This window comes from Streptomyces sp. CNT360, assembly GCF_000424785.1.
Window position 1 is genome coordinate 50,538 of record NZ_AUKO01000013.1, and the last position, 12,195, is coordinate 62,732.

The 12,195-nt window shown below is 72.6% G+C and carries 12 protein-coding genes; 7 read left to right on the forward strand and 5 right to left on the reverse strand.

Features of this window, described 5'->3' with window-relative positions; translation table 11 throughout:
• The first annotated feature begins 28 nt into the window (after positions 1–28).
• From H297_RS0114725 to H297_RS0114735, 3 genes are read left to right on the forward strand one after another with little or no spacing between them, the layout of a single operon-like run.
• Positions 29–961 (forward strand): AAA family ATPase, encoded by a 933-nt coding sequence (locus H297_RS0114725; RefSeq protein WP_027737679.1) that lies wholly within the window; start codon positions 29–31, stop codon positions 959–961.
• Positions 958–1,887 carry an SRPBCC family protein gene (locus tag H297_RS0114730; RefSeq protein WP_027737680.1) on the forward strand — a complete coding sequence of 310 codons (930 nt, stop codon included), beginning with the start codon at positions 958–960 and terminating at the stop codon, positions 1,885–1,887. Before H297_RS0114725 ends, H297_RS0114730 begins: the two co-directional genes overlap by 4 nt.
• Positions 1,884–3,119, forward strand: a complete 1,236-nt coding sequence (locus tag H297_RS0114735) for a VWA domain-containing protein (protein ID WP_027737681.1) — start codon at positions 1,884–1,886, stop codon at positions 3,117–3,119. Before H297_RS0114730 ends, H297_RS0114735 begins: the two co-directional genes overlap by 4 nt.
• Positions 3,120–3,151: 32 nt before the next feature.
• On the opposite strand, the gene H297_RS0114740 is transcribed toward H297_RS0114735, so the two are convergent.
• The 3 genes from H297_RS0114740 to H297_RS36425 all read right to left on the reverse strand — a co-directional run bounded on the left by H297_RS0114740 (position 3,152) and on the right by H297_RS36425 (position 6,567).
• Positions 3,152–4,111, reverse strand: a complete 960-nt coding sequence (locus H297_RS0114740; RefSeq protein WP_027737682.1) for a LysR family transcriptional regulator — start codon at positions 4,109–4,111, stop codon at positions 3,152–3,154.
• 324 nt (positions 4,112–4,435) lie between these two features.
• A complete protein-coding gene (locus H297_RS0114745) occupies positions 4,436–4,792 on the reverse strand; it encodes a DUF2335 domain-containing protein (protein WP_027737683.1) in 357 nt (118 codons plus the stop codon).
• The gene (locus H297_RS36425; protein WP_051351849.1) at positions 4,789–6,567 is read right to left on the reverse strand and encodes a hypothetical protein; all 1,779 of its coding nucleotides are present in this window, start codon (positions 6,565–6,567) and stop codon (positions 4,789–4,791) included. The genes H297_RS0114745 and H297_RS36425 overlap by 4 nt, the downstream gene beginning before the upstream one ends.
• Before the next feature lie 390 nt (positions 6,568–6,957).
• On the opposite strand from H297_RS36425, the gene H297_RS0114755 reads away from it, so the two are divergent.
• The 3 genes from H297_RS0114755 (at position 6,958) to H297_RS0114765 (ending at position 9,401) form a co-directional block, all read left to right on the forward strand.
• A complete protein-coding gene (locus H297_RS0114755; protein ID WP_027737684.1) occupies positions 6,958–8,466 on the forward strand; it encodes an FG-GAP repeat domain-containing protein in 1,509 nt (502 codons plus the stop codon).
• Positions 8,467–8,634: 168 nt separating this feature from the next.
• Positions 8,635–9,099 (forward strand): hypothetical protein, encoded by a 465-nt coding sequence (locus H297_RS0114760; protein WP_027737685.1) that lies wholly within the window; start codon positions 8,635–8,637, stop codon positions 9,097–9,099.
• Entirely contained in the window at positions 9,096–9,401 is a 306-nt protein-coding gene (locus H297_RS0114765) for a transcriptional regulator (RefSeq protein ID WP_027737686.1), read from the forward strand. The genes H297_RS0114760 and H297_RS0114765 overlap by 4 nt, the downstream gene beginning before the upstream one ends.
• A gap of 31 nt (positions 9,402–9,432) precedes the next feature.
• Here H297_RS0114765 and H297_RS0114770 read toward each other — a convergent pair whose 3' ends face one another.
• Both H297_RS0114770 and H297_RS0114775 read right to left on the reverse strand, forming a co-directional pair.
• Positions 9,433–10,281 (reverse strand): class I SAM-dependent methyltransferase, encoded by an 849-nt coding sequence (locus tag H297_RS0114770; RefSeq protein ID WP_027737687.1) that lies wholly within the window; start codon positions 10,279–10,281, stop codon positions 9,433–9,435.
• Between the two features lie 135 nt (positions 10,282–10,416).
• A complete protein-coding gene (locus tag H297_RS0114775) occupies positions 10,417–11,001 on the reverse strand; it encodes a helix-turn-helix transcriptional regulator (RefSeq protein WP_027737688.1) in 585 nt (194 codons plus the stop codon).
• Between the two features lie 109 nt (positions 11,002–11,110).
• On the opposite strand from H297_RS0114775, the gene H297_RS0114780 reads away from it, so the two are divergent.
• Positions 11,111–12,127 (forward strand): NAD(P)/FAD-dependent oxidoreductase, encoded by a 1,017-nt coding sequence (locus H297_RS0114780; RefSeq protein WP_027737689.1) that lies wholly within the window; start codon positions 11,111–11,113, stop codon positions 12,125–12,127.
• The last annotated feature ends 68 nt before the right edge of the window (positions 12,128–12,195 follow it).

Consider the following 12,195-nt stretch of genomic DNA (forward strand, 5'->3'; position numbering starts at 1 on the left):
CCTGCGGCACAGCAGCGGGAGTCGGCCGGTGAGCGCGCTGTTCGACGACGCGGACGACGTACGCCGTCGGCTCGACGCGGCCGGCCACCTGGTGGACGAGGGCACCGCGACCGCGCTCTACCTGGCCACCGTCCTGGACCGGCCGCTGCTGTTCGAGGGCGAGCCCGGTGTGGGCAAGACCAGTGCTGCCAAGGCGCTCGCCGCGGCCTTGGACACACCGCTCATCCGGTTGCAGTGCTATGAGGGCCTCACTGCCGGTGAGGCACTGTACGAGTGGAACCATCAGCGGCAGTTGCTGGCCATCCGGCTCACCGAGGCGCGGAGCGGGCAGCTGAGCGACGCAGACCTGTTCACCGAGCAGTTCCTCCAGGACAGGCCGCTGCTGCGGGCGATCCGGCACACCGGGCCGGTGCCGCCGGTGCTGCTGATCGACGAGATCGACCGCGCGGACGACGAGTTCGAGGCACTGCTCTTCGAGGTCCTCGGCGAATCCGCCGTCACCGTTCCCGAACTGGGCACCTTCACCGCCGCGCGCCCGCCGGTCGTGGTCCTCACCTCCAACCGCAGCCGTGAACTGCACGACGCGCTGCGCCGCCGCTGCCTCTACCACTGGATCGATTTTCCCGGCCCCGAGCGGGTCGTGGAGATCATGCGCCGCTCGGTGCCCGGGGCCCAGGAGCCGCTGATCGCTTCGGCGGCCGAGTTCGTCGGACGGGCCCGGGCGCTCGACCTCGACAAGGCGCCCGGCATGGCGGAGGCCATCGACTGGGTGGGTGCGCTCTCCGCGCTCCAGGTGACCCGGCTGGTGCGGGACGACGTGCTGCGCACGCTCAGTGCGCTGGCCAAGAGCCCCGACGACCACGTCACCCTCACCGCTGCGCTCACCGAGCTCGGCTGCCCGCCCGCATCGGAAGGTCATGCGGCAGCCGCACCGTACAGAGAGGATGCGAGCGATCCATGAAGATCGACAACGAGTTCACCGTCGGCGCTCCCGTGGAGCGCGCCTGGACGGCCCTCACCGACCTCGAAAGGCTTGCGCCATGCCTGCCCGGTGCCCAGCTCACGGGCGTCGAGCCGGGACCCGACGGCGAGGTCTACAGCGGTAAGGTGAAGGTCAAGGTCGGCCCGGTGATCAGTCAGTTCGCCGGCACCGCCCGGTTCGTGGAGTGCGTGGAGGACGACCGGCACGCCGTGGTCGGTGCCAAGGGCAAGGACGCACGGGGTGGCGGCAGCGCCTCGGCCGTCATCGACATGCGGCTTCGCCCCGACGGGGACGAGCGCACCGCCGTTTCCGTCCACACCGACCTCAGCATCACCGGCAGGCTCGCGCAGTTCGGCAGCGGAATGATCAAGGAGATCTCCGAGAAGCTGCTCCAGCAGTTCGTACGCAACCTGGAGGAGGAGCTGGGCGCCCGTGAGGAGCCGGAACCGACGCCGGAGCGCGAGCCCGCCCCGGCCCCGGCAGCCGCGGGGGCGGCGGACGCGGAGGTGACGGCTCATCCGGAGTCCGCGCCTTCGCCGGTACCCGAGCCTCCGCCCACGGCGGCGCCCGAACCACCGTCAGCGCAGCAGGAAGGGACGACGGGAGCGGTGAGGGGACCGGTGGAGGGGACACCGGCGGGACCGGTGGCCGCGCGCCCCGGCTCGGCGGAAGCAGATCCCGTACCCGCGTCCCCCGCGTCCGCGGAGGCCGCGGCGTCCTCGTCACGGACCGCGCCGCCCGGGCCGCGGACCGGGACGCGCACCGGTGCCCGGACCGACGGCGAGGAGGCCGAGGCGCTCGACCTGATGGGGCTCGCGGGCGCCTCGGTCTACAAACGGCTCATCCCGGTGGCCGTCGGCGTCCTGGTGATCATTGCGGTGATCATTCTCGTCGTCGCCCTGTGAGCCGGAACGGCGCGGCGCTGCTGCCCGCCGTCGACCGGGCCGCGTTCGCTGTGGCGCTGGGGGAGCGGCTGCGGGCGCGGGGGCTGCCGGTGGGGCTCACGCTGGTGCACGACTTCGTGCGGGCCCTGTGCCGGACGGCTCCCGGGTCGCGCAGCGAGCTGTACTGGACAGCGCGGATCTGCCTCGTCCGGCGGCGTGACGACCTGGCCGATTTCGACGCCGTGTTCGAGGCGGTCTTCGGAGGCTCCGGCCTCCGCGCCGATCCCCACGCCCGGCGCGAGGGACCGGAGCGCGTGCCGCGCACGGACGAGGACGGCAACCACCCCCGGGCGCCCGCGAGTCCGCGCCAGGAGGCCGACGACGGCGGTCTCCCCTGGGTGACGCGTCCGACCACGGTGGCTGCTGGCGACAGCTCCGCGGACCACACGCTGACGCTGCCCGAGCGGCTGCCCAGCGAGGCGGCGGCGTACGCGGACACGCCGTTCGAACTGCTGGGCCCCGACCAGACGAGGCTGCTCGGGAAGTGGCTGGAGTCGGTGCTGCGCACCTGGCCCACCCGCCGGTCGCGGCGGTTCGCCGTGCGGTCCCGGGGCCCGCGGGTCGCGGTGCGCGCCACCGTCGTACGGTCTCGTCGCACCGGCTGGGAGCCGGCGGTGCTGATGCGCAGCGCCCCGGTGGCACGGCCGCGCCGGGTCGTCATGCTGTGCGACGTCAGTCGGTCCATGCAGCCGCAGGCGGTCGCCTACCTGCATTTGATGCGGGCGCTCGTTCTCACCACCGAAGCCGAGGTCTTCGCGTTCGCGACCTCGTTGACCCGGCTCACCACCGTCCTGGCTCGCCGCTCCGCCGAGGCGGCGGTCGAGGAGGCGTCGCGCCGGGTCGTCGACCGGTTCGGCGGCACCAGCATCGCGGGCAGCTTCCGCACCCTCCTCGACTCGTACCGCGGCGGGCTGCTGCGCGGGGCGATCGTCGTCGTCGGCTCCGACGGCTGGGACGGTGACCCGCCGGAGCGGCTGGCCGCCGAGATGGCGCGGCTGCACCGGCGCGCGCACCGGGTGATCTGGCTCAACCCCCGCGCCGGTGCGCCCGGTTTCGCCCCGCGGACCACGACCATGGCTGCGGCGTTGCCCTACTGCGACGCGCTGCTGCCGGGCGACACCTTCGCCTCGCTGCGGGACCTGACGGTGGAGATCACCCGCTGTGCGGTCCGCAGGACGCGTTCCCTGAAATGAGGTCCCGTCGGCCGCACGACGCACGCGTCCGATCAGCTCCAGAGGGTCACATGCACGGCCGGACGGAAACGTCCGGCCGTGACGCCTGCCCCGCGCAACATCGCCTGGGTGGCACGCGGTGTGGTGACGAACCGCTTCAGCTCGGCCGCTGCCGGTGGGGCGTTGTGCTCGGTGAGGGAGAGGACGTTCCAGGACCCGCGGGCCGGCGGGAAGGCCGCGTCGAGCCGCTTGAGGTCTCCGGCGGCCAGATCCTTCGTCACGGAGAAGGCGACCGCAAAGGCCAGCCCCTTCCCGTGCTTGGCCTCCTCGACCGCTGCGGCGTGACTCTGGAAGATGCGCTGACGGTGGTCGGGCACGTTGAGCCTGCGCAGGCTCAACGGCACCATGCCCAGCCGGCCGACCGCCGACGGTCCCAGCAGCCAGGTCTGCTCCCGCAGTTCGGCGGCCCCCACGCGGGAGGCCGTGGCCAGTGGATGGTCGGCGCCTGCGACGGCCAGCACCTGGTAGTTGAGGAAGGGCACACAGGACATCGACGCGTCCACCGTCGCCGGCCGCGGCCCGATCGCCACGTCGACCGCGCGGCTTCGCAGCAGGGCCTCGAACTTCTCCGGACTGTGCACGCTCAACTCGACGTCCAGGTCGTCGGCCCGCCCCGCGAACAGCTCGATGAGTCCGGGTGCGGCATGCTCGGCGAACAGGCTCGACGCCGCCACACGCAGCATCCGCCGCCCGGAACCGGCCTGGCTCACTTCGAGGACCGTTCGGTCCTGCAGGCCGAGCATCTCCGCCGCGCGGCTCGCCAGCCGGAGCCCACCGGGAGTGAAGGCCAGCCCTGAACTCGTCCTGACGAACAGCTTGTCGCCCAACTCCTTGCGCAGGTGCGCCACATGCATCGAGACCGCCGCCTCGGTGACTCCCAGGTCTGCGGCGGCCGCCTTCACGGACCCCAGCTGCACGGTCGCGGCGAAGGCGCGTAGTTGCGAAGGAGTCAACTGTCGCCTCCCGCGACCGCATCGGGATCACTGAGCCTCCAAACTATCCGCCGCAGCCTGCGGAGGCTACGGTCCGTCGCCGACTTGAAGACCATCGCCGCGGGTGAGTCGAAGGGTGCGCCTTGAGGCCGCCGCACGTCCCTAACGCACGGCCGTACGTCCTCAGCGCGATCACCGACCGCCCCGGCGCGGTCGGTGCGAAGCCGCACCGGGCCCCACGGCGCCTCTCACCTGGTCCTCACCGTGACGCCCACGCGACGCCGGGCGCACTCGGCCAAGGAGGTGGGAGGCGGCCTGCGGAGTACGACGGCGTGAGGGCACCGGCTACTTCTCGCGGACCCGCTTGGCGACGAGTACGCCGGTGAGTGCGACGATGCCGCTGCCCAGGAGGCTGGCTCCGGCCAGAGCCTGGCCGTGGTCGACCACGTATTTCGCCACCCAGAGGATGCCGGCGAGCCCCGCTCCGGCCACGGACATGCCGGCCACACGGAACCACACATCGATGCGGTCCATGGCGCGTGAGTGCTCGTAGTTGCGCTCCACCTGTTGAAGAATCCGCTCGGCGCTGCCGGGCAGCAGCCGCTCCCACTCGGCCACCTGCTCAGGGAGGGGCATCTCCTGCCAGCCCTGTGCCGGCGCGGTGCCCGTCTGTGCGGGGGCGGGGGGTTCGGTGTCGCTCATGGAGCACCGCCGTCTTCTGGGCAGGGGTGTTGTCTCGGAGGTCGTGCGCCGCTGTTGCCATGGTGCGGTGGAGGAGTGGCGGGGGGTGATCCGAGGCGTGCGTAGGCGTCGCGGAGGGCGTCCTCGACGCCCGGACGCCGCAGCCGACGGGCCTCGGCCGCCGCCCAGGCAAAGGTCAGCGGGGTCAGGAAGCCCTCCCAGAAGGCGTGCCCGCGCCGTGCTGCGGCGCTGCCCGCACGTCCCGCGCGGGCAGCGCCGAGGTGCTGTCTCGTGTGGGCGATCCCACCGAAGGTGGCCACGAGCCACAGCAGGGCCAGAATGAAGAACAGCCACCGACTGCTCACCGGGAGCACCACAAGCGCGGCGGCGGCCAGCAGGGCGAACAGGACGGCTCGGGCCGGCTGGTAGCCGTAGGCCGCCACCCCGTCCTGGAGGTATCCCCACAGCTTGCCCGGGAGCGGCAGCGTTCCTCGCCGTCGGCGTTGCTTCTCCAGCAGGACAGCGCGGGCGTTGGTGTCCTCACCGCTGTTCCGGTACATCGCGGCGAGCTGCTCGTAGGGCTCGGGGGAGTACTCGGGTGTCGCATCGGCGATCCACCGGAGGCGCTCCTGCACGCTGAAGGCGCCCGTCCTGGGGACGGCGCGCCGGTAGGTGAAGTCGGGCATCCACAGACGCCGGCCGCGCGGCCAGCTCGCCACCCGGTCCGTGAGTTGCCCGACGCTGGCGCCTGAGAGCACCACCCGGCCGCGCTCGGGTGCCTGCGGGGTGAAGACCAGCTCCGGGGTGACGACGCGGCGCAGCGAGAGCTCCTGGTCGTGGGCCAGCTCGAAGCGCGCACTGTCGATGGCCAGCGAGGTGCCGAAGCTGCCGTCGTCGAGCACCACACCGCCGGTGCTCTCGAAGTGCTCGGCTTCTGTGTGTGGGGCGCTCGTGGCGGCGAGTGCCGGCTTCTTGACGCCGTCGGCCTGCGGGGCTCGCGAGGGTTGCGGGCGTCGCGTGCGCGGGGCGTCCGTGAGGCAGGCGTCGTGGCCGACCGTCAGGTGCGGGGCGTGCAGTGCGAAGCGTCCGTGCCGGTTGCGCAAGCCGGCTCCGCACAGCCGCAGCGAGCCGGAGATCCGGGCGTCCCGCAGACTCACCTCGCCGTCGGTGGTCAGAAGGTCGGCGACCAGGTCGCCGGAGACCCTGATGCCGTCGGCACAGATCGCCTTGCCCCGACGGTCACCACCGACGACCGCCTCGTGCAGCAGCAGGTCGCCGCCTACCGTCGCACCGGTGAGCCCGATGCCGCCGGGCACCGAGCACCGTGGCAGGCCCAGGTCGCCTGCGGCGGTCAGCCCGGCGGCATCCAGCCGGGGCAGGAAGCAGTCGACGAGGCGCACGGTGGACACCTGCCCCTGCGGCATCCGCAGCTCCTCCTCGAAACGGCAGTGCCGCAGTTCGACGTACGGGTGGACCGTGCCGCCGGACAGGTCCAGCGAACCGGTGATGCGGGCACCTGTGAGACGCAGCGAGGCGACCCGGCCGGGCAGGGAGGGAGGACTGTCCAGCAGGAGCAACGCGAGCACCCTGGCCCGGATGCGGCGATCCGGCCCCCACGCAGGGCCGCCCTCCGGCTCGTCCCGGTCGTCCCGCTCGTCCGGCCCGGACGCGCCGACGCGCACGTCGTGTACGGAGCCGCTGCGGAACGCTTCCCACAGGCTCCGCTCCGCGGGCGTCAGGTCGATGGCTGTCCGGTCGCCCGTCTCCCCGGGGCTGCTCTCCGACGGCGTACTCACGGTTCCGCGCCTCCCGCAGGGTCAGGCCCAGAGACTTCGTCGAGCATGACCGCCGATCCTCCCTCGTCCGCAGCGAGTTGGCTCCACCTTGGCACAGAGCGCTCGCGCAGGGGAGGCGATGCATGGGCCGGGCGTGTGTCCCGGGCGACGGGTCGGCGGTGAGGTGCACCGATGCGCCGGGGTGCCGGCTTCGGCTCGTCCCCGCTGCCAAGTACCGGCAGAATCACGTGAACTTATTGCGGCCGAGCGTCATCTCAACTGATGTAGCAGACCAGCAGTCTGGGTCGGCCGTGCCCTCGACGAGAGGGCCGGCCCAGCTCAAGGCATGGCCCTTGAGACCTTCGACCGCATTCGACACGTGACCGTTCCGGCATTCGAAGGAAGCAGCGCATGAGTCATGTAAGACGCCTGACCGAGCGTGGTGGAGCCCGACACCGCAGAGTCTCGGCCACCCGCCTCACGACCGCCGGGGCCGCCCTGGTGGTGGCGACCGTCGGTGGTTTGGCCACCGGGGTGTTCTCCCACCCGCAGCAGGCCAGTGCCACGGCGGAGCAGGGCAAGCCGGCCGCGAAGAAGGCCGACGTGGCGGACGACTTCAACGGGGACGGCTACGCGGACCTGGTGAGCGGCGCCCCCGGGGGCACCGTCAGCGGTAAGGCGAAGGCCGGCTACGTGGCCGTCACGTACGGCTCTGCCAAGGGCCTCGATACCTCGAACAAGCGGCTGGTGAGCCGTTCGACGAGCGGCGTGCCCGGTTCGGCCACCGCCAAGCAGGAGTTCGGGCAGTCCTTCAGCAAGGGCGACCTGGACGGCGACGGTTACGCCGACCTGATCATCGGCTCCGCGGACGCCTCGGCGGGCAGCGTCATCCTGTGGGGTTCGTCCGAGGGACTCACCGGCGGCACCGCCATACCCGGGTACGGAACGACTCCGCAGATCGGCGACTTCGACGGCGACAAGAAGGCCGACCTCGCCCTGCTGGGAGACCCCGGGTCGAGCGGCGACGATCCGGTCAAGCAGCCCGCGGCCCTGTGGAAGGGCCCGCTGACCCGGTCCGGGACCCCGGCCAAGAAGCTCGACTTCCTGGACAAGTCCGAGTGGGACGACGAGAACAACAGCGCCACCTCGATCAGCGGTCCCTCGACGGCCCGCGGCGTGGCCGATGTCAACGGCGACGGCCGCCAGGACCTCACCTTCCGCCGCTACGAGGGCGACGGCGTGTACAGCAGTGACGCCCTCCTCGGCGGCCCCTCCGGCTTCACGGTGTCCACCGGACCGGACGACGGCGGTGGGGACATGGACGCGGGCGACGTGGACGGCGACGGCTACGACGACCTCGTGGTGAGCGGTGGCAGCGACCTGTTCGACGAGGTCACGGTCGTCTTCGGCACGAAGGACGGCCTGTCCGCCGACCGTCGGCAGAAGTTCGACCAGAGCCTCGAAGGCTTCCCCGGCGAGGCACCCTCGGACGGCGAGATGCTCGGCTCCTGCGTCTCGGTCGCGGACGTGACCGGCGACGGCCGCGCCGAGGTCGCCCTCGGTATCAGCTGGAAGGACAGCGGAGACAAGAACGACGCGGGCGCGGTCGCCCTGCTGCACGGCTCCAAGGAGGGGGTCACCGGCGAAGGCAGCCAGCTGCTGGACCAGGACTCCCCGGGCGTGCCCGGAGTCGCGGAGGAGAAGGACGAGTTCGGCGCGGCCTGCGCCCTCGTCGATGTCGACGGTGACGGACACCGCGACCTCAACGTCTCCTCGACTCAGGAGAACGACTCCTCCGGCGCCGTGTGGTCGATCCGTGGCACCGACTCGGGTCTCACGACGGACGACGCCACCTCCTTCGGGCCGAGCGACCTGGGAGCGCCCGTGCCCGGGGCACAGCTGGGAAGCTCGATCCGCTGAACCGGTTGCGCCGGGCTGAGCCGCCCGGCGCACCGCGTGCAGGCGGCACGGAGTGCGCCCTGCCCCTTGCCGTACGGCCGTCGGATCCTGTCCGGCGGCCGTACTCCTTGACTTTCCTGCCGGGAAAGTGGGACTCTCACTTTCCCGGCAGGAAAGTGAGGACTCGTCATGGACGACATCGCTCCGCAGCAGGCCCGCACCGCCCTTGATGTGGCCGACCGTGCCCGACGCCAGGTGGCCGAGGAGGTCGGCCTTCCGCGGATCTACTGGTGGGCGATGGCGGCGGGCTGGCTCGTGCTGGGTGTGCTCGGCAGTGTGCTTCCGGCATGGCTGGCGGGGGCCGCGACCGCGGGCTTCGGCATCGGACACGGGGTGCTCGCCTCCCGCCTGCTCGACGGGCGCCGGCGCACGGACCGGCTGCGCGTGAGCGCGGCGGTCGCCGGCCGCCGCACGCCGCTGGTGGTGGTCGGCATGCTGTTCGTCCTCGTCGGGGTCACCCTCGTCGCGGCGCTGGCGCTCGACGCCTCCGGCGCCGACCATGCCGGCATCTGGGCGGCCGGCGTGGTCGCGGTGCTCATCGGGTTCGGCGGGCCGGACATCCTGCGTGTGCTGCGGCGTTGGGCGCGCGCGTGACGACGGCCGAATTCGACGAGCTGATCCATCCCAGCACCCGCCTCTCGCTGGTGGCGACCCTGGCAGCCGCCGACTGGGCCGAGTTCGCCTTCCTCAAGGAACGGCTCGAACTGTCCGACTCGGCGCTGTCCAAGCAACTGGCGACCCTCGAAGAAGCCGGGTACGTCGCCACCGAACGACGCCTCAGCGGCAGCCGCCGGAAGGTGCGGGCCCGGCTCACCGGCACCGGCCGCGACGCCTTCCACGGTCACATCGCGGCGCTTCAGGAGATCGTCGCCGACGCTGCGGCAAGCCGCCGGTGAACAGGCCGGTCACCACCCGCCCGCGGGTGGTTCAGCCGGCAGGGTGTGCGGTCCACAAGGTGCGCTGCGTGCGTACCGTCAGGTCGTCGCGGCGCTGGACGCTGTCCGGGCTGTCGGCGTCGAGCAGACGGTCGAGTGCGGCCAGGTCCTCGGTGGGAAGTGCGGCGGCAACGGCGGTGCGGAGGCGATGCAGGCTGCCGCGGGCGTAACGGCGGACCGCCTCGCTGGGGGAGCCCTCCAGGCGGACGGTCAGGGTGCGCTCGCCCTCGACGTCGAACCCCGCGGCGGTCAGCTTCGGCCCCCAGTCGGCGCCGCGGTGGGGCACGTGCTCGGCGTGGAAGCGGTCGCTCGCGCGGTGGCAGCGCTCTTCCAGTCCCGGCCGGTCGTCCGGGGCGTCCTCGGGCAGGAACCGGGGGAAGCCGGACAGCTCGACGACGGCGAACAGGCCGCCCGCACCGAGCATGTCGCAGGTCTTGCGCAGCGCGCGGTCAGGGGCGGCCATGTGGTGCATGGACGCCGAGGCCCACACCAGGTCCGGGACGCCGAGGTCCGGCCAGTCCGCGTCGAGGTCGGCGGGGACCGTGCGCACGCGCTCGGCCACACCCGCGGCGCGGGCCTTGTCCCGCAGGCGCTCCAGATGCGCTGCCGAGGAGTCGACCGCGGTGACCTGTGCTGCGGGGAAGCGGTCGAGGAGGGCGAAGGTGCCGGCGCCCGTCCCGCACCCCAGGTCCACGATCTGCCGCAAGTCCGTCGCGACGGGCAGCCACGCCGTGAGGGTGTCGAGCTGATCCGCGAGGACCTCCGCGTCCAGGTCGAGGAGTTCCGCCTGGTCGTCGGCGGCGTGCTGGGGGGAGGGGGAGGACTGGTGGGAGTGGGTCATGCCTGCACGCTAGGAGGCGCATGCGCGCGGGGCACGACTTCTTCCGGATCGCGCAAGGCGATGGGGGTCCGGGCTGCCGTCCGCGCAAGGGAGCTCCCCACGGGACCGTACGGCGGCGCGCGGGTCGTGCCGTTCTCAGGCGTTGCCGTCGCTTCCGTCGCCGTCCCGTTGGTGGCCGCGGCGGGCGTCGCGGTCGAAGATGCCGAGGATCTCGCAGGGGCCGCCCGCGGTACCGATCGCGTGCGGCAGCATCGTGGGGAACTCCGCCGCCTGGTTGGTCTCGACGCGGAGGCGGCGGTGGCCGAGCATGAGCAGCGCGGTACCCGACAGGACGACGAGCCACTCGCGGCCCGGGTGGGCGCGCATGCGTGACGGGTTGTCGGGAGGCGGCTCGGTCATGCGCTGGCGTACCACGGTCATGCCGGGGTCGTACTTTATGGGCCAGCGCATCAGCCCGTGGGCACTGTCGATCATCGGGCTGGTGACGATGTCGTCGGAAGCGGTCTCGACGAGCTGGTCGAGCGTGGTGTCCAGCGCGCGGGCGAGCGTGACCAGGCTGTCCAGCGCCAGGCGTCGCTGTCCGTTCTCGATCCGGCTGAGCGTGGACTGACTGAGCCGGGCACGGGCTGCCAGCTCCTCCAGGGACCAGCCCTGCGCCACCCGCAGGGCGCGGATGCGCTTGCGTACAAGGCTGTCCAGATCGCCATCGTCTTGCGTCATGAGCAAGATTGTATGCCCTCACTGCAAGGCGCGGTTAACGTCGTGAGTGGAGGGCCCGGACCGGCCGGTGCCCCGCACGGGGGACTGCGAGGGAGAGGAAGACGAGGACATGGATGTCACGACTGCCGCTTGCACGACCGGCGCGGTGCCGGACGGGACCGTCGACGCCGTGGTGATCGGCGGCGGTGCCGCGGGCCTCAACGGCGCGCTGATGCTCGCACGCTCCCGCCGCTCTGTCGTCGTCATCGACGGCGGCACTCCCCGCAACGCCCCCGCCGAGGGCGTGCACGGTCTGCTCGGCCTGGACGGTACCCCGCCCGCCGAACTGCTGGAGCGGGGCCGCGAGGAAATACGCCGCTACGGCGGCCTGGTCCTTCCCGGCGAGGTGGTCTCGGCCGAGCCGGCTGCTCCGGGCCCCGACGGGGACCTGCGCTTCACGGTGGCGACGGCCGACGGCCGCGCCCTGACGGCTCGCCGTCTGCTGGTGGCCACCGGGCTGCGGGATGTGCTGCCCGACGTGCCGGGGCTGGCGCAGCACTGGGGAGACGGTGTGGTGCACTGCCCCTACTGCCACGGCTGGGAGGTGCGCGACGAGCCCATCGGCATCCTCGCGGTCGGCCCCGTATCGGTCCACCAGGCGCTGCTGTTCCGCCAACTGACCGAGGACCTCGTCTACTTCACCCACGGAACCGAGCTCGACGAGGAGACCCGCGCGCGCTTCGCTGCCCGGGCCGTCCGCGTCGTCGACACCCCGGTGCGCGAGGTCGTCGACGCCGACGGCGGCGGCATCGCGGGCGTGCGGCTGGCCGACGGCCGGGTCGAGGCCCGTCGCGTCCTCGCGGTCGCCACCACCATGCAGGTACGCGCCGAGGGGCTGGAGGGCCTGGGGCTGCCCGTCGAGGAGCTGCCCGGCGGCATGGGGCGCCGTTTCACCTCCGGCCCGGCCGGTACCACCGACGTACCGGGCGTGTGGGTGGCCGGCAACGCCACGGACCCGACGGCCCAGGTGGGCGCCTCGGCGGCGGTGGGCGCCCTGGCCGGCGCCCACCTCAACGCCCACCTGGCCACAGCCGACACCGACGCGGCACTCGCCGCCGCCGGTGCGGGCGCCACGGTCCCCGCCTGACGTCCGGGTGCCTGCGGATCCGCTGCTCGGGTCCGTACCGTGTGCCCCCGCCCGCAGGGCGGGGCACG